Here is a 23,948-nt window from a genome sequence, read left to right as displayed (position 1 = left end):
TCACTTCTCCACTCGGAGGGCGGAATTGGGGCAGCTCGCGGCGCAGGCGCGGGCCGCTTCCTCACCGCCGGGCGGGACCGCGAGGGCGATGACCTTCGCATAGCCCCATTCGTCGAGTTCGATCAGCTCGGGCGCGGGTTCCTGGCACAGCCCGTAGCCCTGGCAGCGGGTGGAGTCCAGCAGGAGTTTCATGACGTCCCTTTCAGTACGGGCGACGGCCGAGGGAGAGGGGAGCGCGGGACGGGGGCGCGTCTGCGACCTCCGGTACGGGCACGGCCAGGCGGCGCCCCGGACCGTCGCCGGCCGGGCCGGCGGCGCAGTCGGGGCACGGCCCGCGCAGATGGGACCGGACCCGTTCGGGGAAGGCGCGCAGGAGGCTGCCGGCGGTGGCCGCGGCGGCGTCGAGCAGGCCGCACGCGCCGCGCCCGGGCAGGGTCTGCGACCACCGCTCCAGCCGGGCGGTGGCGTCCGGGCCGGCCGTGCCCGCGGCGAGGGCGTGCACGGTGTCGCGGATCGCGGCGGTGCCGGAGACGCACACCCCGCACTGCCGTGCGCTCTCGGCGGCGAGGTGGCCGACGGCGTCGGCGGCGGTGGCGACCGGGCAGGCACCGGCGGCGAGGAAGCGGATCGCTCCGCAGCCCAGCGCGGTGCCCGCCGCGGCGAGTGCGCCGGGTTCGAGGGGCAGGTCGAGGGCCCGGGCGTCGACGAGCCCGCCGAACAGCCCGCCCATCAGGGCCCCGCCCGGGGCGGGGGTGCCGTGCCAGGCAGCCAGGGTGCGCAGCGGGACGCCGTAGGGGGCCTCGGCGAGCACGGGCTCCGAGTGCCCGCCGGACAGCGTCACCAGGGTGGAGCGGGCGATCACACGGCGCAGCCCGGGGTGGGCGGCGGTGAGGGCGATGCGGGCGAGGGTCTCGACGTTGGAGACCAGGGTGGGCGCGCCCCCGACGCCCCGCTCGAACGGCCGGGGCGGTTTCGAGGTGGGCAGAGCGGGCCCGCCGTCGATCCGGCGGACGACCGCGCTCTCCTCGCCCGCCACATAGGTGTGGTCGGTCTCGACGACCTCCACGGGCAGGTGCGGCGCGCGTTCGGCGAGGGCCCGGCGGACGGACGCGCCCGCTTCCGGGTCGGAGAGGTAGACGTAGCCGCGTACGGCGCCGGTGATCGCGGCGGCGTGGGCCAGACCGTCGAGGACCAGATGGGGCCTGGCCCGCAGCAGCCAGCGGTCCTTGACCGAGCCGGGCTCGCCCTCCTCTCCGTTGGCCACCACCACCGGGACGCCGCCCCGGTCGCGGACGGCGCGCAGCTTGACGGCCGCGGGGAAGCCGGCCCCGCCGCGGCCGCGCAGACCGGACGCGTCGAGGTGGCGCAGCAGTGCGTCCGGGTCGGTGGCGCCGGCATGGCCGCCGGTGCCGCGGTAGGCCTCGGCGCTCTCCGTCACACCCGGTGCCGCTCCGAGTACGGAGCCCGGGGACCGTGTGGTGGGGAGTCGGATGGAGGTCATCGGCGGTTTCCTGTCCGGGGGTCGGTGCGCAGGTGCAGTACGGCGCGCTCGAGCGCGGTGCGGTCCTGGGCGGTGCGGTCGTATCCCGGTCCCGGGAGGCCGATGAGCATGCGGTGGTGGTCGAGGACCACCTCGGCGGCGTGCAGGGCGGCCGCGCGGTCGGCACGCACGCCGCCGGCGGCCGCGGTGGTCACCAGCTCGGTGACCTCGGCCAGGTAGCGGAGCCAGCCGTGCCGGCTGCCGTGCAGTACGAGGCGTTCCACGCGGCGCCGCTCGACGGCGGTCAGCTCGTCGCGCTCCGTACGCGCCGAAGCGCGCAGGGCGGCGACCGCCGCGGGGAGCTCCCGCTCGGGTTCGGGGGTGAGCCCGAGCCAGTCCAGACGCCGACGACCGCTCATGGGTGCCTCCGCGAGGAGTGGGGTGGGTGGGGCACGCGGTGCCGAGGGGTGGCACGCGGTGCGGGTGAGGAAGGGCGGTGCGGGTGGGGAAGGCGGTGCGGTTGATGCGGGCCCGGATGAAGACCGGGGCGGGGCCGGCCGGCGGTTCCAACGGGACGAACACCCGCGAAAGCCGGAGAGGCGACAGACAACACGCTCACTGACCGATCGGTCAGCCACGAATGACGCTAGCTGACCGATCGGTCAGCACACAAGTCTTGACCCGGCGGAAACGAGCCAGCAATCTGGCTGTCCAATCGGTCAGCGAGATTCCGGCGTCCGTCCGGACCGCCATGCCGCAGGCCGCCTCCATCGGCACCGGTCGGCCTCGACATCGCGGACACCGATCGCCGCACGGCAGGCACGGAGGAGTCATCCGATGCAGTCCAGAGCCCCCGAAACCCAGCTCGGCCCGCCCGGCCAGGACGTTCCCGGCCCCGCGTTGCCGGCCCGCTACTACACCGACCCCGATACCGCTGCCGCGGAGACGGAGCACGTCTTCGCCCGGTCCTGGCAGCTCGTCTGCCACGAATCGGACCTGCCGGCCACCGGAGCCCGGCTCGCCGCCACCGTCGCGGGCCGGGAGGTCCTGGTGGTCCGCACCGAGGACGGCTCCCTGGCCGCCCACCTCAACGTGTGCCGCCACCGCGGAACGCGCCTGGTCACCGCCCCCGAACCGGACGGCAAGGCGATCCGCTGCCCCTACCACGGCTGGACGTACCGCCTGGACGGCAGCCTGGTCGGCGCCCCGGAGGCCCGCCAGATCCCCTGCCTCGACAAGCCCCGGCTCGGCCTGTTCCCGGCACGCGTCGAATCCTTCCTCGGCTTCGTCTTCGTCAACCTCGACATGGACGCCGTACCGCTCGCCAAGAGCTGCGCCGGACTCGCCGAGGCCGTCGGCCACTACGCCGACGCCGACCTGGTGCCGGTCGGCCGCGACCGGATCCACGACATGGCCCGCGCCGAGGTCCAGGAAGCCAACTGGAAGGTCGCGGTCGACAACTACCTGGAGGGTTACCACGTCCCGGTGGCCCACCCCGGCCTGATGCGCCTGCTCGACTACCAGGGCTACAGCTGCGAACTGGACGAGTCCTACGCCCTGTTCGCATCACCCCTGCGGGACAAGCCGTCCTCGAACTGGGCCGAACGCCTCTACCAGCGCGTCGCCGCGCCCATGCCGGGCCTCGCCGAGGCCGACCGCAGGGTCTGGCGCTACGCCGTCATCTATCCGAACACCCTCATCGACTTCTACCCCGACCACGTGCTGGCCTGGACCGCGATCCCGACGGCCGTGGACCGCGTCGCGGTACCCGGAGCGTTCTACACGCGCCGCGGCACGGGCCTGCGCACCCGGCTGGCACGCCGCCTGAACATCCACATCGGCTGGATCACCAACGACGAGGACGCCGAGCTGGTCGCCCGCGTGCAGAAGGGGCTCACCACCCCCGGGTTCGAACCCGGGCCCCTCTCCCGCCGAGAGTCGGCCGTCGGCTGGTTCGCGGCCCGCATCCGGGCCGACCTCGCCCGCGCCGACGCAGCCGGCACCCCCGACGGCCCCTGACCCCGATCAGCGCACGGCAGCAACCCCCCACGCCCCGTGAAGCACCGTTCGAGCCCCCGCCGTTCCCCCCCCCGCCGTTCCCCACGGCCCCCTACGGAGAGGACCCCGATGTCCCCCGAGGCACGCTCCCTGACCAGACGCTCCTTCCTCCGGGCCGGCACCGCCGCCGCCGTCGGACTCACCGCTGCCGGATGCGGGTTCGCATCAGGTGACGACCCGGCGGCCAAGGCGGCCGAGGAGGCCCCGATCGACGTCAAGGTCGACGGCGACCTGGTCTATTTCAACTGGGCCGACTTCGTCGACCCCGCCGTCTTCGAAGGCTTCGAGAAGGAGTACGGCGTCAAGGTCGTCCAGTCGAACTACGACTCGATGGAAGGCATGGCCGCCAAGCTCAACGCCGGCAACCGCTACGACATCGTCTTCCCCACGGCCAAGTGGTCACAGCGCCTGGCCGCCGGAGGCAAGCTCCGCACGATCGACCACTCCCGGCTGAAGAACGCGGAAGGCGTGTTCGGCGGCTACGACTACTTCGCGAACCCCTGGTACGACCCCGGCTCCCGGCACACCGTGCCCTTCACCATGTACAAGACCGGCATCGGCTGGCGCCGCGACCGGCTCGGGGACCTCACCGGATCCTGGGCCGACCTGTGGAACGAGCAGGCGAAGAACAAGGTCTTCGTGCTCGACGACCGCGACGAGGTGCTCGGCATGGGCGCGCTCAAGGCCGGCGTCGGCCTCAGCACCGAAGACCCGGCCGAGCTCGCACGGGTCACCGAGACCCTCCACTCGCTCCGCCCCCGCCTGCGCGGCTTCTCCAGCGACAGCTACAACAACCTGCTCAACGGCAACGCCGACATCACTCAGGCGTGGAGCGGGGACATGGCCGCCATGCTCGCCCAGGCCGAGGACCCCGCCGTCTTCGGCTTCGAGATCGCCAAGGAGGGGGCCCCCGTCAACTCCGACTGCTACGCCATTCCCGCCAATGCGCAGCACCCCGGCACCGCGATGCTCTTCATCGACTACATGCTCCGCCCGGAGAACGTGAAGAAGAACATCGCGTACATCGGCTACCCGATGCCGGTGCGCGGGACCGAGGACACCTACTCCGCGCTCGTGGAACCGTTCCCCCAGTGCCTGGTGACGGCCGACGACCTCAAGGACGACCACTACTTCCGCAACGCCACGGTGAAGGGCGAACAACGTCGCGACGCCGCCTGGACCGACGTGAAGGCCGGCTGACATGCCCCTACGCAATCGATCCGGAGGAACCGGGAGTTCCGGGAGTTCCGGGAGTTCCGGGAGTTCCGGGAGTTCCGGGAGTTCCGGAGCCGCCCGCCCGCCGCGCGGCGGCCCGGCGGCCTCGGAGGCGAGACTGTGGAGCGGGCTCATGCTCCCCGGCACCCTCTGGATGAGCGGGTTCCTCGTCGCCTCCCTCCTCCTGGTGGCGACCCTCGCCTTCGGCACCACCGACCCGCTCGGAAACCCGCGCTTCGGGCTGAACTTCGAGAACTTCGCCGCACTGGCCGACCCGGCCTACCGCACCGTCCTGCTGCGCTCCCTCGGCTACGCGCTGGTCACCTGCCTGATCTGCCTGGCCGTGGCCTACCCGGTCACCTACGCCATCGCGCTGCGCGGCGGACGGTTCAAGAACCTGCTGATCGCCGCGATCGTCGTACCGTTCTTCGCCAACTACCTGGTGCGCATGTACGGCTGGTCCGTCGTCCTCTCCGACGACGGGCCGCTGTTGAAGGCCCTGCGCTCGATCGGCCTCGCCGACGACGGCACCAAGATCCTCCAGACCGGCCCGGGCGTCATCGCCGGACTCGTCTACGGCTTCGTCGTCTTCATGATCATCCCGCTGTACGCGGCCATGGAACGCATGGACACCTCCCTCATCGAGGCCGGACGCGACCTCTACGGCGGCCCCCTGCGGACCTTCTTCTTCGTCACCGTGCCCGCCACCCGGCAGGGCGCCGCCGCCGGCTGCGTCCTCGTCTTCCTGCCCGCCATGGGCGACTTCGTCAGCGCACAGCTCATGGGAGGCCCCGACCAGATCATGATCGGCAACCTGATCCAGGACAAGTTCTTCCAGGGCCAGAACTGGCCCCTCGGCTCGGCCCTGACCATGCTGCTCATGGCGGTCCTGCTGCTCGGCATGCTGGGATACCTGCGCCGCGCCCGCAAGGACGAAGCGGAGGCCGCCCGATGAAGCTCCGCCGGAGCAGCGGCCGCCGCCGCGGAGCCGATCGCCGGCCCCGCTTCGCCATCGCCGTCACCGTGCTCTTCTTCGCGCTGCTCTACCTCCCCGTCGGCGTCGTCACCCTGTTCTCCTTCAACGCGCAGAAGTCCCTCACCGTCCTCGACGGGTTCAGCCTCCGCTGGTACCGGGAGTTCTTCCACGACGACGTACTGATCGGCTCGCTCGGCATGAGCCTCCAGGTGTCCCTCGTCGCCATGGCCGGCTCGCTCGTCCTCGGCGTGACCCTGGCCCTCGGCCTGGTCCGCGCCCGCTCCCGGCTCGGCTCCCTCGCGGGCCTGGTCATGCTCGTCCCGCTGATCACCCCGGAGATCGTCACCGGCGTCGCGGCGATGATGCTCTTCAAGGGCCTCGGCATCACCCTGTCCACCACCACCGTGATGCTCGCCGAGATCACCTTCTCCATCTCCTACGTGACGGTCATCCTGCGCTCCCGCATCGCCGCCCTGAACCCGGAGGTCGAAGAGGCCGCGATGGACCTCGGCGCCACCCGCCGACAGGCCCTCTTCCTCGTGACCCTGCCCGCGCTGCTCCCCAGCATCCTGGCCTCCGCGGTGCTGATCTTCGCCCTGGTCTTCGACGACTTCGTCCTCGCCTACTTCACCACCGGAGTCGACCCGCAGCCGCTGTCCGTCCGCATCTACTCGGCCATCAGGTTCGGCGTCCAACCCACCATCAACGCCGTGGGCACGCTCATGCTGGCCGGATCCGTAGCCCTGATCGTCCTCGCGCTCGCCATTCCGCGCCTGATGGGGCGCCGCGGCGGCCTCGACCTGCTCTCCGGGAAGTGATCCGCATGTATCCGACACCCGTGCACCCGACCCCCGCCGTACGCCTCGACCGCGTGAGCAAGCAGTACCCCGGAGCTGCCGGCACCTACGCCGTGCGCGAGGTCGAACTCGACATATCCCAGGGTGAGTTCTTCTCCCTCCTCGGCCCCTCGGGCTGTGGGAAGACCACCCTGCTGCGGATGACCGGCGGTTTCGCCGACCCCACGGAAGGCAGCGTCCTGCTCGACGGCGAGGACGTCACCGGCCTCCCGCCCAACAAGCGCAACGTCAACACCGTCTTCCAGAGCTACGCCCTCTTCGACCACCTCTCGCTCGCCGACAACGTGGCCTTCGGCCTCAAGCGCAAGGGCGTCGCCCGTGCCGAGATCCGCCAGAGGGTCGCCGACATGCTCGACCTCGTACAGCTCGGCGGACTGGCCGGCCGCAAGCCGCCCACCCTCTCCGGCGGCCAGCGCCAGCGCGTCGCCCTGGCCCGCGCCCTGGTCAACCGGCCCCAGGTCCTGCTGTTGGACGAGCCGCTGGCCGCCCTCGACCTGGGGCTCCGCCGCCAGATGCAGATCGAGCTCAAGCAGATCCAGCGCGAGGTCGGCATCACCTTCGTCTTCGTCACCCACGACCAGGACGAGGCCCTGACCATGTCGGACCGCCTCGCCGTCATGAACGAGGGCCGCATCGAGCAGTGCGGAACCCCCGAGGACGTGTACGAGCGCCCGACGAGCCGCTTCGTGGCCTCCTTCATGGGCACCTCCAATCTGGTCCCCGGCACCTACCGGGCCGGCCGCGTCGTCCTCGACGAGGGCCCCGCCCTGCCCGTCGGCACCCGGCCCGGCGTACCCGACGGGAGCCGCGTCAGCCTGTCGATCCGCCCCGAGAAGATCTGGCTCTCCGACTTCGAACCGGGCATGGCCACCGTCGGCGGGGTCGTCCGCGAGACCGTCTACTCCGGCCCCACCACCACCTACCTCATCGAACTCGCCCCCGGAGTCACGGTGTCCGTGCTGGAACAGAACACCGTCCGCTCCCGCATGGAGGACCGCTGGAGCGGCGGCGAGCAGGTCGAGATCGCCTGGAAGCCCGAACACTGCCTGGTCCTCGACCACGCCGACGCCTGACCGGAGGCACCCCTCATGAACCACGACGTCATCGTGCTCGGCGCCGGACTCGCCGGCCTCACCGCGGCACGCGACCTCGCCGCCGGCGGAGCCGACGTCCTCGTCCTGGAGGCCCGCGACCGGGTCGGCGGACGCGTCGAACAGACCGAACTCCCCGACGGCAGGCTCGTCCAGCTCGGCGGCGAGGTCGTCGGCCGCGCCCACACCGGCTACACGGCCCTCGCCGCGGAACTGGGCCTCACCCTCGTCCCCAGCTACGTCGCCGAGCCCGGCGCCCTCGCCCGCGCCACCCCCGAGGGGATCTCGGCCGGGGACCCGCCCCACTGGTTCCGGCCAGGAGACGACGCCCGCCACCGGAAGGTCACCGCCGCCTTCACCGAGCTCGCCCGGACCGTCGACCCCGACGACCCGTGGTCCCACCCCGACGCCACCGCCCTCGACCGGCTCTCCGTCGCCGACTGGCTGCGCTCCCAGGGAGCCGGCCCGGCCGTCGTACGCCTGTGGGAGATCGGCCGGCTCGCCCTCGCCGACGGCTCGTACGAACGCACCTCGCTGCTCGCCGCCCTCCGCAAGAACGCCGCCGTACCCGGCCCCGGCCACTACGACTACGAGGCCTGGGAAGGACTGCGGGTCGCCGAGGGCTCGGCCACCGTCGCCCTGCGCATGGCCGAGGGCCTCGGCGCCCGCGTCCGCACCGGCGCGCCCGTCGAAGCGGTCGCGGTACGCCGGCCGAGGGGGTGCGCCGTACGGATCGCGGGCGGCGAGACCCTCACCGCGGCCGCTGTCGTGAGCGCCCTGCCCGCGGGCCCGCTGCGTTCGGTCGCCGTCAGCGGGGTCTCCGAAGCCCGCCTCGCCTCGCTCCACCGCCAGCGCCACGCCCTCGCCGCCAAGTTCACCGCCGCCTACGAGACCCCGTTCTGGCGGGAGCTGGGCCTGAGCGGACTCTCCGAATGCGAAGGCGTCCTCGGCAGCACCTGGCCGCAGAGCGACGGCATCCTCTCCGCCCTGATCCCGCCCGAACGCTACGGCGTACTGCTCGGCATCCCCGGCCCGCTGCGCACCCCCGAGCTGCTGGCCGACATGGCCCGCCTCTACGGGGAGGAGGCCCACCGGCCGCTCACCACCCATCTGAGGCTGTGGGGCACCGACCCGTGGACCCAGGGCTACGTCACCCAGTGGACCCCCGGGGACGTGATGGCCGTCGGCCCCCTGCACGGCACCCACGAACCGCCCTTCTACGTCTGCGGCTCCGACCAGTGGGTGGCCGGGTACATGGAGGGCGCCGTACGCACAGGACGCGACGCCGCCCGGGAGGTGCTGAGCCGTGGCTGACGCCCTCCGCAACCACATCGGCGGCGCCGACCTCCCCGCCGCCTCCGGCGCGACCATGGAACTGACCGACCCCGCCACCGGCGAGGTCCACGGCCGCGCCCCCCGCTCCGGCCGCGCCGACACCGACGCCGCCTGCGCGGCGGCGGCAGCGGCCCTCCCCGGCTGGTCCGCGACCACCCCGGCCGGGCGCCAGCGCGCCCTGCTCGCCGTCGCCGACGCGATCGAGGCGTACGCGGACGAGCTGACGGCCGCCGAGACGGCGGACACCGGGAAGCCCGCCGAGCGGTTCCGGACCGACGAACTGCCCGCGATCGCCGACACCGTACGGTTCTTCGCGGGCGCCGCACGCAGCCTGCCGGGCGCCGCCGCGGCCGAGTACACCGAGGGCCGCACCTCGCTGCTGCGCCGCGAACCGGTCGGCGTCTGCGCCCAGATCACCCCCTGGAACTACCCGCTGATGATGGCGGCCTGGAAGATCGCACCGGCCCTCGCCGCCGGGAACACGACCGTCCTCAAACCCGCGGACACGACCCCCTCCTCGGCCGTCCTGCTGGCCAGGATCGCGGCCGCCCACCTCCCGCCCGGCGTGCTCAACGTCGTGTGCGGGGACCGCGACACCGGTCGGGCGCTCACCGCCCACCCCGAGGTCGCCCTGATCGCCGTCACCGGCAGCGTACGGGCCGGACGCGAGATCGCGGCCGCCGCGGCGGCCGATCTCAAGCGGGTCCACCTGGAGCTCGGCGGCAACGCCCCCGTCATCGTCCACGAGGACGCGGACATCGAGGCGGCCGCCGTGGCACTGGCCGAGGTCGCCTACTACAACGCGGGCCAGGACTGCACCGCGCCCACCCGGCTCCTCGTCCACCATCGGGTGCACGACGCGTTCCTCGCGGCCTTCACCGAGGCCGCAGGCACCCCGTCGAACCGCGACGCGGCCTTCGGCCCCCTCAACAGCGCCGCCCAGCTGGCCTCGATCCGCGGTCTGCTGGAGCGGCTGCCCGCCCACGCCGAGATCGTCACCGGCGGTGCGCGGCTCCCGCGCCCCGGCTTCTTCCACGCGCCCACCGTCGTCGCGGGGGCCCGCCAGGACGACGAGATCGTGCAGGAGGAGATCTTCGGCCCCGTCGTGACCGCCCAGCCCTTCACGGACGAGGAAGAGGCCCTGCGCCTCGCCAACGGCGTCCGCCTCGGTCTGGCCGCGAGCGTCTGGACGAAGGACCACGACCGTGCGATGCGTGCCACCCGGGCCCTGCACACCGGCATCGTCTGGGTGAACACGCACGGCACCACCGTCTCCGAGATGCCCCACGGCGGGGTCAAGCACTCCGGCTACGGCAGCGACCTCTCCCTGACCGGCCTCCTGGAATACACGCAGGCCAAGCACGTCATGCTGTGACCCCGGCCGAGGCCGCGGGTTTCGTGGGTCCGGAGCCGGGCAGCCGCCCCGCGGGGGTCCGGAACGGGAGGAGGCCCACGATGGACGAGCAGGGTGGAGCAGGCGGGGTGCCGCTGCACGACGACAGCGAGCAGGCCCGGCACCGCAAGCCGCACGCCGACCGCCGGGACGACCGGCGCACGGCGGCCGCGGACACGGACGAGGCCAGCCGCCTCGACCGCCCGCAGCAGCCCGAGAACGAGAGCGGGAAGGGGACGCGCTGGGTGAGCCCTAAGCACGGCTGAACCGGCGGACCGCGCACCACCGGTCCCGGCCCCGGGCCCTACGTCCGGGGCCGGGGCAGGGTCGGTCCGGCCGCCGTACGTAACCGGGAAGGCGCGGTGATCACCTGTACCGCGCAGCCGGAGCCGTGCCTGCGGCGGCGTGAGCGCATGCGGGGTTAGGCTCGAAGCCGGCCACGAAAGAGGTGATGCGCATGTGTCGCTGGCTGGCCTTCTACGGCTCGCCTGTGCTCCTCGACACGCTGCTGTACCGCCCGGAGCACTCGTTGATCAACCAGAGCCTGCGCGCCCGGATGGGCGTGGAATCCACGAACGGCGACGGCTTCGGAATCGGCTGGTACACCGCGGACGGAGACAGGACACCGGCGATCTTCCGGGACGTGGGCCCCGCCTGGAACAACCGCAACCTGCAGGAACTCGCGGCCCATGTGCGCTCGCCCCTCTTCTTCGCCCACGTGCGCGCCTCGACGGGCTCGGCCATCCAGCAGACCAACTGCCATCCGTTCCGCCACGGCCGGTGGCTGTGGATGCACAACGGTGCCATCTCGGAGTTCGAGCGGCTGCAGCGCGACCTGTACATGGCGGTCGACCCGGCCCTGTTCCCGTCCATCGAGGGCTCCACCGACTCGGAGGTGATGTTCTACCTCGCGGTGACCTTCGGGCTGGACCAGGACGTGCCGGGCTCGGTGGCCAGGATGGCGGGTCTCGTGGAGCGGCTCGGCGCCCAGCACGGCGTCGCCGACCCCCTGCAGATGACGGTGGCGGTCAGCGACGGCAGCCGCGTGTGGGCCTTCCGGTACTCCAGCCAGGGCAAGACGCGGTCCTTGTTCTACAGCAGCAAGGCCGAGACCGTACGGCGTCTGTACCCGGAACTGGACTACCTGAACAACGTGTCGGACTCCTCCCGCATCGTCGTCTCCGAGCCGCTGGGAGACCTGCCCGGTGTCTGGAACGAGCTCCCGGAAGCCAGCTACGCGGTCATCCCGTCGGACTCCGGGGACGACTACTTCCCCTTCGTCCCCGAGGTTTCCTGAACCGCCGGGACCGCCGCGCGATCACGAGGGAGGAAGGCCATGATCGTCGATTGCGCACACTACCGGGACGGGCGGCGCCAGCACGAAGGCGCGATGCCGCTGGAGGAGGCGGCCGCGCGCTGCACGACGGGCGGGTTCGTCTGGCTGGGCGTCTTCGAGCCGGGCCCCGAGGAGCTGGCCCGCATCCGGGAGATCTTCGGGCTCCACGAACTCGCGGTCGAGGACGCCACCGCCTACCACCTGCGGCCCAAGGCCGAGCAGTACGAGGACGGCACCGAGCTGATCATCCTGCGCACGGCCCGCTACGACGACGAACGCGAGGAGATCGACACCGGCGAGATCAGCGTCTTCCTCGCCGAACACTTCGTGATCACCGTGCGCCAGGGCATCGCGAGCGAGTTGCACGGTGCCCGGAGCCGGCTCGAAAGCCGCCCCGAACTGCTGAAGAACGGCAGCGCCGCGACGCTGTGGGCGATCCTGGACCAGGTCGTCGACAGTTACGCACCGGTCGTAGGAGAGCTCGAACGCGACATCGAGCAGATCGAGGCCACGGTGTTCTCCGGGGCGGTCGCGCCGACCGAGCGGATCTACTCCCTGCGCCGCGAGGCCACCGATTTCTACCGGGCCGTGCACCCGCTGCTCGCCGTGCTCGGGCGGCGTCTCCAGCCGGGCAAGTCACCGTCGGCGCTGCTGCCCTACTTCCGCGACGTGCACGACCACCTGCTGCTGGTCAACGAGGAGGTCGCCGCGCAGCGCGACCTCCTGACCACCGTGCTGGAGGCCAACATCGCGGTGATCTCCGTCGAACAGAACAAGATCAACCTCAGGCAGAGCGCCACGATGGAGCGGCTCACCGTCCTCGCGTCGGTGTTCCTGCCGCTGTCCTTCGTCGTCGGGTTCTTCGGGCAGAACTTCGGGTGGATGGTCGCCCACATCAGCAGCTTCACGGCGTTCCTCGCCTTCACCCTCGCCGGGCTGCTGCTGCCCTGCCTGCTGCTGTACGTCTGGCTGCGCCGGCGGCGCAGCCACCCGGGACAGCTGATGCCCGAGCCCTCGGGCCCGCCCCGGAGCCGGGCGGGTGCCTACGGCCCTTCGTCGTAGGTCCCCGCCTCGATCTCCAGGGCGAGTTCCTGGAGCACCTCGATCGCCGAGACGTCCGTCCGCCCGTCGTCGTGCGCGATGGCGAGGCTGGTGAACGCCAGGCTGAATCCGGAGACCATCGTGTGCAGCGCCGGCCCGAGGGCCTCGGCCACCAGGGTCGCCACCTGCTGCGGAGACGCGTCGGCGGGCACGCTGATCGACGGCAGCATTTCGTTCAGCAGCGTCGTGGCCACCCCGGCCGTCGCCGCCAGGTCGCCTTCGTGTCCGTCGACGTCCCCACCGTCCTCACCGGCCTCGGCGGCCCGGCGGATCTCCTGGGCCTCGGTGAGGATGCCGATCACTCGCTTGAGTACCTCTGCGCGTTCCATCCTGTGGAGCGTAGCCCCGGATCAGGGCAGATGGGGCCGCGTCGCACACGAAGTCCTGCCGGGCCGCGGCCGGTTACCGGGCGACGGCGCCGTTCGCGAGGGGCCACTCCCGGTTCAGGGAGCCGAGCGGGATGCGGCGTTCGAAGACCGGCGTACCGAACAGGGACAGCTGGAGGTGGAGCTGCCCGCTCAGGTCGAAGCCGCCGTACAGGGCCCACGCGCCGGACACCGATGCCTTGCCGTCGGTGGAGGCGTTCGCCTTGGCATCGGCCTCGCCGCGCAGGTAGGGCGCGAAGTCGGCGCTGACGCCGACCGCTCCGTACAGGCCGACGGAGGCTTCCGCGCCGAGGGCGCCCTTGACCCGCCCGGTGGCGGTGACGCCCGCCTTGACCGGCGAGCTCTTCACGGCGGAGGTGCTGACCGGGGCCCAGCCCTTGCCCGCCGTGTAACCGCCGCCGACCCGGAAGTCGCCCTTGACGTCCTGCTGCACGTCGAGGGTCACCCGGCCGTCGGCCTCCACCTGGACGTAGCAGGTCAGGCTGAGGTTGACGACGACGGGCACGGGGCCGACCTGGATCACCGGAGCGCTGCGGAGCGTGGCGAACGGGATCCGCTTGGGCGCCCCGGTGCTCGCGGCGGCGCGGCCCTTCAGCTCCCACCGCGAGGACCAGTCGCCGCTCATCCCGAGGAAGGCGGAGTGCGGGCCCGCGCCGCCGCCCGGCGTGCCGTCGTACGCGAACTCCACCTTGGGGGCGAGCTGTACGAAGCCCGAGACCGAGGCGCCGGCCGAGACGGGAGCACCCTCGGCGGTGTCCACCGCGGCGTTCACGTCGAGGCGCAGGCTGCCGAGGGGCAGCTCCGCCCCCTTGGGCCCGAACCGGGCGTCCTGGCCCTTGGCCCAGGAGAAGGTGACGCCCTTCATCAGCGGCTCGACGGTGACCGAAGCCGGGTCGACGGGGACCTTGCCGTCGGCCTTGTCCTCCTTGAGGACGGAGGCCAGCGTGGTGGGAGCGGTCTTCACCTCGATGCCGCGGTCGGTCTTCCCGACGACCTCGGTGACCTTCGCGAGGAGACCGTCGGGGGCGCCGGGCGCCGGAGCGCTGGCGATGACGTCGTCCACCGCGACGGGGTTCGGCGAGGCGGTGTGCTCCTGGGGGGTGGCCGATATGACGGCGCGGCCGCTCGCCTTGTCGTAGGAGGCGACCTTCAGGGAGGACTTCTCGGGCCGGCCCTGGCCGGCGCGGGCGCGGGCCACGGCCGTCGGCGCGGCGGATCCCTCGGGGGCGGAGGCGACGTCGAGCCGGCCGTCGCCTGCGCTGGTCGACGCGGAGGCGGTCGGGTTCTTCGGCTGGTCGGCGGAACCGGTGTGGGTGGGGGAGGAACAGGCGGTGGCGGTGAGCGCCAGTGTCGTCAGGCAGGGGAGGAGGAGGCGTCGGGCGAGCGTGCGCACGTCGGAGTGACCTTCGGATCGTGGGGGAGGAGGAGCCGTTACTCGTAGGTAACGTCCGAATGATCATGCCATGTGCGCACAACGGTGGTCACCTCGGGATCCGGCCAACTCACGCCCGATTCATATACGTTGAAGATTCATCCATGCGGAAGCGGATCCGGGCGCAGGGGCACTCGCGCGGGCGGTGACGTGCGCGCCGGGCACGGTGCGCTCAGGATGGGGGGACCGGTGACAAGGAGCGGAGCATGAGCAGTCCGGCCGAGCGGTCCCGAAGCGGGCGGGCCGTCCGCAAGATCCTCAGCCGTGCCTCGCACGGTCAGTGGACCGTGTCGCCCGAGCGCCCCGATCCCGTCGAGGTCCTGCGGCGGCAGGCGGTCGGCCGGGTCCCGGAGCTCCTGCCGATCCGCTACGGCCGGATGGCGGCCTCGCCGTTCGCGTTCCTGCGCGGGGCGGCCGCGGTCATGGCGGCGGACCTGGCGGCCCGACCGGACACGGGACTGACCGTCCAGCTGTGCGGGGACGCGCACCTGCTGAACTTCGGAGTCTTCGCCTCACCCGAACGCGCCCTGCTCTTCGACCTCAACGACTTCGACGAGACCCTGCCCGGCCCCTTCGAGTGGGACGTCAAGCGGCTCGTCGCGAGCGTCGCGGTGGCGGCGCGTCAGAACGGCCACGGCGACGACTGGGCCCGGGAATCGGCCCTCGCGGCGGCCCGGGCCTACCGGGAGACCATGAGGGAGCTCGCCGGGCAGGGCGAGCTGGACGTCTGGTACCACCGGATCGACACCGCCGATCTGCTGCCCCTCATCCGCAAGCCCAAGCTGCGCGGCCGGTTCGAGGCCGGACTCGCGCGAGCCCGCACCCGTACGAGCCTGCGCGCCCTGGAGAAGCTGACCGAGGTCCGCGACGGCGGCCGGCGCATCATCCACGACCCGCCCCTGCTGGAACCGCTCGGCCGGGCCGATTCGCAGCAGGTCGGCGAGATCTTCGACGAGTACCGCGGCACGCTCCCCGAGGAGCGCCGCCTGCTCCTGGACCGCTACCGGCGGGTCGACGTGGCACGGAAGGTCGTCGGGGTCGGGAGCGTGGGCACCCGCTGCCACATCGTGCTGCTCACCGGCCGGGACGACGACGACCCGCTCTTCCTGCAGATCAAGGAGGCCGGACCGTCCGTCCTGGAGGGCCACCTCCCGGCCGGCGGCCACGACCACCACGGTCACCGGGTCGTGGCCGGCCAGCGGCTGCTCCAGGCCACCGGCGACATCTTCCTCGGCTGGATGACCGGCCCCGAGGGACGCCACTTCTACGGCCGACAGCTGCGCGACATGAAGGGATCGGCCGATGTCGCGAGCATGTCCCGGGCCGTCCTCGGTCAGTACGCCGGGCTGTGCGGCCGGGCGCTGGCGCGCGCCCACGCCCGCTCCGGCGACCGCATCGCCATCGCGGGGTACCTGGGCAACGCCGACACCTTCGACCGGGCGGTCGCCGACTTCGCGCTGGGCTACGCCGACCGGACCGCCGCGGATCACGCCCTGCTGACCGCCGCGGTCGCCGACGGCTCCGTCACCGCCATCACCGGCGTCTGAACCGACGTGAAAGCGGCGCCGTCCAAGGTCCAGTGCGGGTCGGGGGTGATGCCGAGCGCGGTGTAGACGTGGGCGGCGACGTCGGCGTGGCGGAGGGACGACGGCGCCGTGGCGGGGGAGAGGCCCGGCCCGCACGCGGCGATCCAGGCCGTGCGCTCCAGCGGGCTGCGTCCCCCGTGGCCCCCTTCGTCGCGGTGGCCGTGGTCCGTCACCACGATGACCGTCCACCGCTCGCCCGGGTGGCCGGGGCGAGCGCGTACGGCGGCCAGGAGCCGGCCGAGGCGCCGGTCCGCCGCCTCGATCGCACGGCGGTACGCGGGACCGCAGCCGAGGAAGTGGGCGGTCTCGTCGACCGCGCCCAGGTAGACGAAGCCGGCGTGCAGTTCCTCGTCCAGCCCGAGGAGGTGTTCCGCGTCGGCGGTCACCCGCTCGTCCGCCTCCTCCCACGCCCCGGGGGTGTCCTCGCGGGGCGCGACGTAGCCGAGCCGGGTGGGGGCGGCGAAGAGGGGGCCGCCCTGCCGGGCGAGGAACAGCGGCTCCCAGCCCCCGACGGCGAAGGTGCGCCGTCCGCAGTCGGCGGCGAGGCGGGTGGTGAAGTCGGGGAACACGTCGAGGCGGTGGCCGTCGAAACGGTTGCCCCACACCCCGTGCTTGGCGACGCCGACCCCGGTGACGACCGTGGCCCAGCACGGGCCCGACATCGTGGGGGTGTCGGCGTCCACCTCGACGGGTGCCAGGAAGCCCGTACGGGCGATCCCGTCGAGGTGGGGCGTGTCGACTTCGGGCAGCAGGTCGAGGCGCACCCCGTCGATGCCGACCACCAGTACGCGGGCGGTGTTCGGGTCGTTGTCGTCCATGGGCCGGTCCAGGGGTGTCGTGGGCGGGTGGGGGCGTCGGGGTGGGGCGGGGCGTGGCGTTCGGGCGGCGCGCGTGAGCGTCATGCGGTGTCAGGGGGCGACCCGGCGGAGCCGGATGAGGCTGCTGGCGTGGTCGCCCGCCGGCAGCCGCGGATCGATGCCCTGGCGGACCAGCACGGCGCCGCTGTGCACCCGGCCCAGGTCCTCGTCCACGTACCGCGCCCCCGGGTCGAGGGCGGGCAGCCGGACGGGGGCGGGCGGATGGCCGAAGCGGGCCGTGGGACGCCATACGAGGACCACGTGTGCGGAGTCGTCGGGCGCCGCGTAGTGCACCGCGGTCACGGGGCCGGTCGGCGGGGCGACGCGGTACTGGTGTCCCCGCTGGACGAGCGGGCGGATCCGCTTGTACAGGTCCACGAGTCCGGCGGCTTCGGCGAGTTCCTCCTCGCTCCAGGAGGCGAGGTCCCCGCCGAGGCCCAGGGCCCCGGCCATCGCGACGTGGAAGCGGAACCGCAGCGGGGTGAGCCGGCCGGTGACCCCGTTCGGGCTGTCGGTGACCCACGCGGCCATGGCCTGGGCGGGGAAGAGCTGCCCGAAGCCGTGCTGGATGCCGATCCGGTCCACCGGGTCGGTGTTGTCCGAGGTCCAGGCCTGGTCGGTACGGGCGAGGACGCCGAGGTCGACGCGCCCGCCGCCGCCCGCGCACGCCTCGATGCGCAGACCGGGGTGGGCGGAACGGAGCCGGTCCATGATCCGGTGGACGGCCCGGGTGTGGTCGATCCACAGCCGGTCCGGGTCGGGGTGGCCGTGCCGGCCCGCTTCGGTGAAGGCGCGGTTGGCGTCCCACTTGAGCCAGTCGACGTCGTGGTCGCGCACGAGCCGGTCGAGCGTCTCCTGGGCCCAGGCCTCGACCTCGGGCCGCCCGAAGTCGAGCACCAGCTGGTTGCGGAGCTCGGTCGCGTCGAGCCGCGGCGAGTGGACGACCCACTCGGGGTGGGCCCGGTACAACTCACTGTCCCGATTGACCATTTCGGGCTCCACCCACAGTCCGAACGCCATCCCGAGTCGGTGCACCTCGTCGGCGAGCGGCCGCAGTCCGCGGGGGAAGGCCTCGGGCCGCGGAGTCCAGTCGCCGAGTCCGGAACGGTCGTCGCGGCGGGTGCCGAACCAGCCGTCGTCCAGGACGAAGAGCTCCGCGCCGGCGCGGGCGGCCAGCCCGGCCAACCGCATCTGGCCGGCCTCGTGGACGTCGAACCCGGTGGCCTCCCACGAGTTGTAGAGGACCGGCCGGTCCCGGTCGGGCTGCGGCAGCACGTGCCGGCGTACGTGGTCGTGCCAGGCACGGCTCGCCGCACCGAAGCCCTGCGGCGTGTACAGGCCCGCGTACACGGGAGTGCGCAGGCTCTCCCCCGGACGCAGGGTCCAGTCGATCCCCTCGTGCCCGAAACCGCCGGTCCAGGTGGTGCGGCCGACCGGGTCGCGGTGGACCGTGACGCGCCAACTCCCGCTCCAGGCAAGGGCAGTGCTCCACACCTCGCCCGATTCCTCCGTCGCGGTGCCGTCGTCGACGGCCAGCCAGGGCGAGGCGTGGTGTCCGGTGAGGCCCCTACGGCTCGTCAGCACGGTCTCGGCGACGGGCAGTCGATCGCGCCGGAGCTGGAACTCGCTGTTCCAGCCGCCCACCAGATGGCTGAGCCGGTAGTCGGCCAGCGGGGGAGCGGTCCAGGCGGCCGAGTCGAGCCGGCCGACCGAGACGGGTTCGTCCGTGGTCCCGGTGTGGGTCAGTTCCGTCCAGCGCTCGATGACGTCGGTTCCGGGTCGGACGCGGTAGCACAGTTCGGTGCGCAGCGGGCGGTGCCGGTCGTCGAGGAGGAGCCGCAGCTCACCGCCCTCGACGCGGTGGCCGGCGAAGCGCCACTGGACGCCCCGGGTGCCGTCGGAGAAGCGGACCTGGAGACCGGCGGGCCCGAAGCGCGCCCCGGTCTGCGGGGCGAGTTCGTCGGCGGCCGCGTCGGCCTCGAAGCTGCTCGCGGCGGGGGAGACCGCCTCCGGCAGCTCGGACAGCAGGCCGGTGTCGAGCGGCGCACCCCAGTACACGTGCCGGGGACTGCCGTCCGCGCCGACACGGAGGGCGTACACGCTGTTTGGCGTGCGCAGCACCGCGAGGCCCGGGTCGGGATCGAAGGTGACGAGCGGGAGCGTGGCGAGCACGGATGGATCCCCTGACGTGCGGATATGAACGCGGTTGTCTGCAGGCGGAGTTGGGCCCCGAGCGTAGGGCCGGCCCAACTCCCGAATCAATACTGGAAGAAGTTATTTATTTGCTCTACGTTTCACCCGTGTTCCGACATCAAGCCCAGCCTCTGGTCAGCGCACCCGCCGAGACCGCGGTCCTCGCCCTGCTCCTCGCGGAGGGCCCGCTCAGCAGAGTCGAACTGGCCCGCCGCACCGGGCTCTCCTCGACGGCCGTCACCAAGGCGGCCAGACCGCTCATCGACGACGGCTACCTGTACGAACTCCCCCCGGAGCGCACGGCGCCCGGAGCCGGCAGGCCGGTGAACCCGCTCGCGGTCGCGCCCGACCGGGAGTACTTCATCGGCCTGAAGATCAGCTCCGACCAGGTCTTCGGCGCCGTATGCGATCTGCGGGCCGGCATCAGGACCACCGCCGTCCGGCACCTCGACGTGTGCGCCCCCGAGGTCGTCGCCGCCCTCGTCGCCGAACTGGTCGACGAACTCCTGGACTCCGAACCGGCGTTCCGTGATCGCACCCGCCACCTCGGCGTCGCCGTGAACGGGGACGTGGACCGCGACAGCGGCCGGCTGCGCCATTCCGGCCTGCTCGGCTGGCGCGAGGTCCCGCTCGCCGAACTGCTCGCCGCCTCCACGGGCCTCGCGGTCACCGTCGAGAACGACGTCAGGGCCCTGACCGTCGCCGAGCACTGGTTCGGCGAGGGCATCGGCACCGGCTACTTCGCGCTGGTCACCATCGGCGCGGGCATCGGCTCCGCGCTCGTCGTCAACGGGCACCTCCTCAGAGGCGCGCACGGAGTCGCGGGCGAGGTCGGACACATCTGCGTCGACCCGTCCGGTCCGCGCTGCCGGTGCGGCGCGCGCGGCTGCGTCGAGGCCATCGCCTCGACCGGAGCGATCGTCGAAGCGGTCCGCCGGTCCACCGCGAACCCCGCTCTCACCTTCGACGAAGCCGTCGCCATGGCGCGCGATGGCCTCCCCGCGGCACGCGAGGCCTTCGCCCGCGCCGGAGAGGCCATCGGGGTCGGCATCGCCGCACTGGTCAATCTCGTCGGCCCGGAGCGGGTCGTCGTCAGCGGCGAAGGAGTCGACACCTACGACCTGTTCGGCAGCCACATCCAGGACGCCTACGCCGCACACGCCTTCGGCGCCGCGTCCCGGTGCTCCCTGTCGCTGCGCCCGCTGCCGTGGGAGGAGTGGGCCCGCGGCGGCGCCGCCGTCGCCATCCAGGCCCTGTTCCCACAGCCGGCCGCCCCCTCCACGCTCGGCGCCGGCTGACGGGGACGGCGGACACCCGCCCCCACAGCCGTCGCGTGCGCCCCTCCGACCCCCGATCGCCGCCCGCCCCTTTCCCCCGCGCGCACCGGCGGGGGCGGGCGGCCGGGAAGCACAGCACGTCCGCACCGCGCCCCCTCAGTCCCCTCAGCACCCCTCACAGAAGGAAATGCGACATGAGCGCACGCAGACCAGAGCTCAGCCGACGCGGATTCCTCACCGGATCGCTGCTCGTCGCCGCCGGAACGGTCCTGACCACCGCCTGCAGCACCGACCCCACCGGTGGCTCCTCCTCCGGAGCGAAGACCACCCTCAACGTCTGGTACCACGCCTACGGCGAGGCCGGCACCCAGCAGGCCGTGCTCCGCTACGCGACCGCCTTCACCAAGGCCAACCCGGACATAGCCGTCAAGGTGACCTGGGTGCCCGGCGACTACACGGCCAAGCTCAACGCGACCCTGCTGACCGAATCGGCGCCCGACGTCTTCGAGATCGGCGACTTCAGCGAGGCCCTCGCCCGCCGCGGCCAGATCGCCGCGCTCGACGACGTGTACGGCAGCGCCAAGAGCGACTTCAACACCAACGCCGTCGAGTCGGTCGCCGTCGACGGCAAGCTCTACGGCGTCAAGATGATCGACGACGTCATGATGCTCTACTACCGCAAGAGCGCCCTGTCGAAGGCCGGGATCACCCCGCCCGCCACCTTCGACGACCTCGTCGCCGCCGCGAAGGCCCTGACCACCGACAAGAACAAGGGCCTGTTCGTCGGCAACGACGGCATCGGCGACTCCCCGAGCATCGCCGCCTTCGCCAACGGCAGCGACCTCGTGACCCCCGACGGCAAGGTGGCCTTCGGATCCGACCGGGCGCTCGAAGCACTGACCGGGCTGAAGCGCCTGCACGACGACAAGTCCCTGCTCCTCGGGTTCACCACGGACTGGTGGGACCCCGCCGCCTTCACCCAGGGCGTCGTACCGATGCAGTGGGGCGGGCTGTGGTCGATGCCCGCCGTCTCCACGGCGCTCGGCGACGACTACGGCGTGCTGCCGTGGCCCGCCTTCAAGGCCGGCGCCGCTCCCGTCGTCCGCGTCGGCGGCTGGACGAGCTGCGTCAACGCCAAGGGCAAGCACGTGGACGCCGCGAAGAAGTTCGTCCAGTGGCTCTGGGTCGGCCAGTCCGACCTGCAGAAGGACTTCGCCGAGAGCTACGGGTTCCACGTCCCGCCGCGCACCTCCGTGGCGGCCTCCGCGCAGAAGCTCTCGGCGGGCGCGGCCAAGGAGACCGTGGAGCTGGCGGCCAAGTACGGCAAGCACTACCCGGGGACCTGGGACACCGCCGTGAGCAGCACGTTCAACGCCGCCGCGGCGAAGATAACCGGAGGGCAGGGAGATCCGTCCGCCCTCCTGGCCGACGCGGTGAAGAAGGCGCAGAGCGAGATCGACAAGCAGCTCGGCCGGTGAAACCGATGAATGCGGTGAACGCGGTGAAGCCGGTGAAGGCGGTGAACGCGGTGCACGCGGTGAAGCCGGTGAACCGGGCGACCGGCGCCGGCCGCTCCGGCCGGCTTGCCTTCGTGCTGCTGACCGCGCCCGTGCTGATCGGGCTCGGCGTCTTCAAGTACGTGGCGATCGGCTGGAGTTTCCTGCTCAGCCTCAGCGACGCCCGCGGCACCATCGCCCTCGGCCACTGGGTCGGACTCGACAACTACCGCACCCTCCTGTCCGACCCGGCGTTCCGCGGCTCGCTGGTCCAGATCCTGCTGTTCACCGCCTTCATCGTGCCGGTCACCTTCGCCGCCTCCCTCGGACTGGCCCTGCTGGTCCACCGGATCCGGCACGGCCGGGCCCTGCTGCGCACCACGTTCCTCATACCGGCGGCCGTCTCGTACGTCGCCGCGTCCCTGCTGTGGAAGATGTGCCTGTTCAACGGCCTGCCGGCGGGCGTCGCCAACACGATCGCCGGATGGTTCGGAGCGGAGCCCGTCGCCTGGCTGCAGGGCGGCTCGCCGCCGCTGTACTGGATCGTCCTCGTCAGCCTGCGCCTCTGGCTCCAGGTCGGCTTCTACATGGTGCTCTTCCTCGCGGGGCTCCAGGCCATCCCCAGGGAGGTCCACGAGGCCGCCGCGCTCGACGGGGCCACCGGCCGGCGGCTCCTGACCCGGATCACCCTGCCGATGCTGCGCAACACCTCCGTCGCCGTCCTCATGCTGCTGTTCATCGCCGCCTTCCAGGCCTTCGACGAGTTCTACAACCTCTTCAACAGCGGGCTCTCGGGCACCGGAACGGCCCCGGTGCAGACCCCGCTGGTCCACCTCTACAACATCGCCATGGGCAGCCAGAACTACGGTCTCGGCTCGGCGGGCGCCTTCGTGCTGACCGCCCTCATCGTCGGAGTGACCCTGGTGCAGGGCCGGTTCACCGGTTTCGGCAGGAGCGGAGAGTGAGAAGCGCGTGATCACCCTGCCCGGACTCTCCCGGACCGCACGCCTGTTGGCCCGCGGTCTGCTCGTCGGCCTGCTCACCACGGCCTTCCTGGCGCCCTTCTACCTGATGCTCCGCAACTCCCTCATGGACTCCCGGAGCCTGACGTCCCCGGAGTGGACGTGGTGGCCCCGGGCGGCGCACTTCGAGAACTTCACCGCCCTGTTCTCGGACCCCACCGTCTCCATGGGCCGCGCCCTCGGCAATTCGCTGCTGATCGCCGCCGTGACCGCGCCGCTCTCCACGCTCCTGGCCTCCGCCGCCGGCTACGCCCTCGCCCGGATCCCCGTCCGGGGACGCGGGGTGCTGCTCGCCCTGGTGGTGGGCACGCTGATGATCCCCGGCTCGGTCACCTTCGTACCGACCTTCGTCGTCGTCGGATCGATGGGGGGAGTCAACACGCTGTGGGGCATCATCGCGCCCGGGCTCTTCAACCCCTTCGCGGTGCTGCTGTTCCGCAACTTCTACCTCCAGTTCCCGAGTGAGATCGAGGAGGCCGGACGACTCGACGGCCTCGGCTGGCTCGGGCTGTACGGCCGGATCGCCCTGCCCAGCTCCGGCGCGATGCTGGCGTCGCTGGGCGCGCTGTCCTTCATCGAGAGCTGGAACTCCTTCCTGTGGCCCCTGGTCGTCGGCCAGGACCCGTCCGCCTGGACCGCGCAGATCGCGCTGTCCACCTTCCTCACCTCGCAGACCATCAACCTGCCCGGCCTCTTCGCCGGCGCCGTCGTCACCATCACGCCCCTGGTCGTGATGTTCCTCGTCGCCCAGCGCTACATCGTCGAGGGCATCGCCACGAGCGGTCTCAAGGGCTGACCCGAACCGGGCCCGGCCTCCCCGATCCCCCCCGGAGCTCCCGTCCGGGGTCCGCACCGCC

The 23,948-nt window shown here is 72.3% G+C and carries 22 protein-coding genes; 15 read left to right on the top strand and 7 right to left on the bottom strand.

Annotated features, from left to right (window positions below; genetic code table 11):
• From ACFYYJ_RS29455 to ACFYYJ_RS29445, 3 genes are read right to left on the bottom strand one after another with little or no spacing between them, the layout of a single operon-like run.
• On the bottom strand, nt 1-192 hold the full coding sequence (locus ACFYYJ_RS29455; protein ID WP_384753555.1) for a ferredoxin: 192 nt from the start codon (nt 190-192) through the stop codon (nt 1-3).
• A gap of 10 nt (nt 193-202) precedes the next feature.
• The gene (locus tag ACFYYJ_RS29450) at nt 203-1,501 is read right to left on the bottom strand and encodes an NADH-ubiquinone oxidoreductase-F iron-sulfur binding region domain-containing protein (protein WP_389136938.1); all 1,299 of its coding nucleotides are present in this window, start codon (nt 1,499-1,501) and stop codon (nt 203-205) included.
• The gene (locus ACFYYJ_RS29445) at nt 1,498-1,899 is read right to left on the bottom strand and encodes a hypothetical protein (protein ID WP_389136935.1); all 402 of its coding nucleotides are present in this window, start codon (nt 1,897-1,899) and stop codon (nt 1,498-1,500) included. Before ACFYYJ_RS29445 ends, ACFYYJ_RS29450 begins: the two co-directional genes overlap by 4 nt.
• Nucleotides 1,900-2,317: 418 nt before the next feature.
• On the opposite strand from ACFYYJ_RS29445, the gene ACFYYJ_RS29440 reads away from it, so the two are divergent.
• The 10 genes from ACFYYJ_RS29440 to ACFYYJ_RS29395 all read left to right on the top strand — a co-directional run bounded on the left by ACFYYJ_RS29440 (nt 2,318) and on the right by ACFYYJ_RS29395 (nt 12,803).
• Nucleotides 2,318-3,499, top strand: coding sequence for an aromatic ring-hydroxylating dioxygenase subunit alpha (locus ACFYYJ_RS29440; RefSeq protein WP_385361391.1), 1,182 nt, complete (start codon nt 2,318-2,320; stop codon nt 3,497-3,499).
• A 108-nt stretch (nt 3,500-3,607) separates the two neighbouring features.
• The gene (locus tag ACFYYJ_RS29435; RefSeq protein WP_389136931.1) at nt 3,608-4,738 is read left to right on the top strand and encodes an extracellular solute-binding protein; all 1,131 of its coding nucleotides are present in this window, start codon (nt 3,608-3,610) and stop codon (nt 4,736-4,738) included.
• Between the two features lie 148 nt (nt 4,739-4,886).
• Nucleotides 4,887-5,708, top strand: a complete 822-nt coding sequence (locus tag ACFYYJ_RS29430) for an ABC transporter permease (RefSeq protein ID WP_385361396.1) — start codon at nt 4,887-4,889, stop codon at nt 5,706-5,708.
• Nucleotides 5,705-6,547, top strand: a complete 843-nt coding sequence (locus ACFYYJ_RS29425) for an ABC transporter permease (RefSeq protein ID WP_385122916.1) — start codon at nt 5,705-5,707, stop codon at nt 6,545-6,547. The genes ACFYYJ_RS29430 and ACFYYJ_RS29425 overlap by 4 nt, the downstream gene beginning before the upstream one ends.
• A 5-nt stretch (nt 6,548-6,552) precedes the next feature.
• Nucleotides 6,553-7,659, top strand: coding sequence for an ABC transporter ATP-binding protein (locus tag ACFYYJ_RS29420; RefSeq protein ID WP_385122919.1), 1,107 nt, complete (start codon nt 6,553-6,555; stop codon nt 7,657-7,659).
• Between the two features lie 15 nt (nt 7,660-7,674).
• The gene (locus tag ACFYYJ_RS29415) at nt 7,675-8,991 is read left to right on the top strand and encodes a flavin monoamine oxidase family protein (protein WP_389136926.1); all 1,317 of its coding nucleotides are present in this window, start codon (nt 7,675-7,677) and stop codon (nt 8,989-8,991) included.
• Nucleotides 8,984-10,387 (top strand): aminobutyraldehyde dehydrogenase, encoded by a 1,404-nt coding sequence (locus tag ACFYYJ_RS29410; RefSeq protein ID WP_389136922.1) that lies wholly within the window; start codon nt 8,984-8,986, stop codon nt 10,385-10,387. Before ACFYYJ_RS29415 ends, ACFYYJ_RS29410 begins: the two co-directional genes overlap by 8 nt.
• A gap of 80 nt (nt 10,388-10,467) precedes the next feature.
• On the top strand, nt 10,468-10,671 hold the full coding sequence (locus ACFYYJ_RS29405) for a hypothetical protein (RefSeq protein ID WP_385361406.1): 204 nt from the start codon (nt 10,468-10,470) through the stop codon (nt 10,669-10,671).
• 191 nt (nt 10,672-10,862) lie between these two features.
• On the top strand, nt 10,863-11,702 hold the full coding sequence (locus ACFYYJ_RS29400) for a class II glutamine amidotransferase (RefSeq protein ID WP_389136918.1): 840 nt from the start codon (nt 10,863-10,865) through the stop codon (nt 11,700-11,702).
• 39 nt (nt 11,703-11,741) lie between these two features.
• Entirely contained in the window at nt 11,742-12,803 is a 1,062-nt protein-coding gene (locus ACFYYJ_RS29395) for a magnesium and cobalt transport protein CorA (protein WP_385361410.1), read from the top strand.
• Here the strand turns inward: ACFYYJ_RS29395 and ACFYYJ_RS29390 are convergent.
• On the bottom strand, nt 12,785-13,171 hold the full coding sequence (locus ACFYYJ_RS29390) for a hypothetical protein (RefSeq protein ID WP_385361413.1): 387 nt from the start codon (nt 13,169-13,171) through the stop codon (nt 12,785-12,787). The genes ACFYYJ_RS29395 and ACFYYJ_RS29390 overlap by 19 nt on opposite strands.
• Nucleotides 13,172-13,244: 73 nt before the next feature.
• Nucleotides 13,245-14,621: a hypothetical protein gene (locus ACFYYJ_RS29385; RefSeq protein ID WP_389136913.1), complete on the bottom strand. Its 1,377-nt coding sequence runs from the start codon at nt 14,619-14,621 to the stop codon at nt 13,245-13,247.
• A 245-nt stretch (nt 14,622-14,866) separates the two neighbouring features.
• On the opposite strand from ACFYYJ_RS29385, the gene ACFYYJ_RS29380 reads away from it, so the two are divergent.
• Entirely contained in the window at nt 14,867-16,207 is a 1,341-nt protein-coding gene (locus ACFYYJ_RS29380) for a DUF2252 domain-containing protein (RefSeq protein ID WP_385122934.1), read from the top strand.
• Here ACFYYJ_RS29380 and ACFYYJ_RS29375 read toward each other — a convergent pair.
• Entirely contained in the window at nt 16,147-17,064 is a 918-nt protein-coding gene (locus ACFYYJ_RS29375; protein ID WP_389136910.1) for an alkaline phosphatase family protein, read from the bottom strand. The genes ACFYYJ_RS29380 and ACFYYJ_RS29375 overlap by 61 nt on opposite strands.
• Nucleotides 17,065-17,154: 90 nt before the next feature.
• Nucleotides 17,155-19,275, bottom strand: a complete 2,121-nt coding sequence (locus tag ACFYYJ_RS29370) for an alpha-galactosidase (RefSeq protein ID WP_389136907.1) — start codon at nt 19,273-19,275, stop codon at nt 17,155-17,157.
• A gap of 128 nt (nt 19,276-19,403) precedes the next feature.
• On the opposite strand from ACFYYJ_RS29370, the gene ACFYYJ_RS29365 reads away from it, so the two are divergent.
• The 4 genes from ACFYYJ_RS29365 (at nt 19,404) to ACFYYJ_RS29350 (ending at nt 23,887) form a co-directional block, all read left to right on the top strand.
• Nucleotides 19,404-20,594, top strand: a complete 1,191-nt coding sequence (locus ACFYYJ_RS29365; protein WP_385122944.1) for an ROK family protein — start codon at nt 19,404-19,406, stop codon at nt 20,592-20,594.
• A 173-nt stretch (nt 20,595-20,767) separates the two neighbouring features.
• Nucleotides 20,768-22,051, top strand: coding sequence for an ABC transporter substrate-binding protein (locus tag ACFYYJ_RS29360; protein ID WP_389136903.1), 1,284 nt, complete (start codon nt 20,768-20,770; stop codon nt 22,049-22,051).
• A gap of 5 nt (nt 22,052-22,056) precedes the next feature.
• The gene (locus ACFYYJ_RS29355; protein WP_389137085.1) at nt 22,057-23,034 is read left to right on the top strand and encodes a carbohydrate ABC transporter permease; all 978 of its coding nucleotides are present in this window, start codon (nt 22,057-22,059) and stop codon (nt 23,032-23,034) included.
• Between the two features lie 7 nt (nt 23,035-23,041).
• Nucleotides 23,042-23,887, top strand: coding sequence for a carbohydrate ABC transporter permease (locus tag ACFYYJ_RS29350; RefSeq protein ID WP_385361429.1), 846 nt, complete (start codon nt 23,042-23,044; stop codon nt 23,885-23,887).
• Nucleotides 23,888-23,948 lie beyond the last annotated feature (61 nt).

The organism is Streptomyces sp. NPDC002467, assembly GCF_042889825.1.
GTDB lineage: Bacteria > Actinomycetota > Actinomycetes > Streptomycetales > Streptomycetaceae > Streptomyces.
The sequence above is the reverse complement of the archived record's forward strand: the minus strand, read 5'-3'. Positions and strand labels throughout refer to the sequence as shown.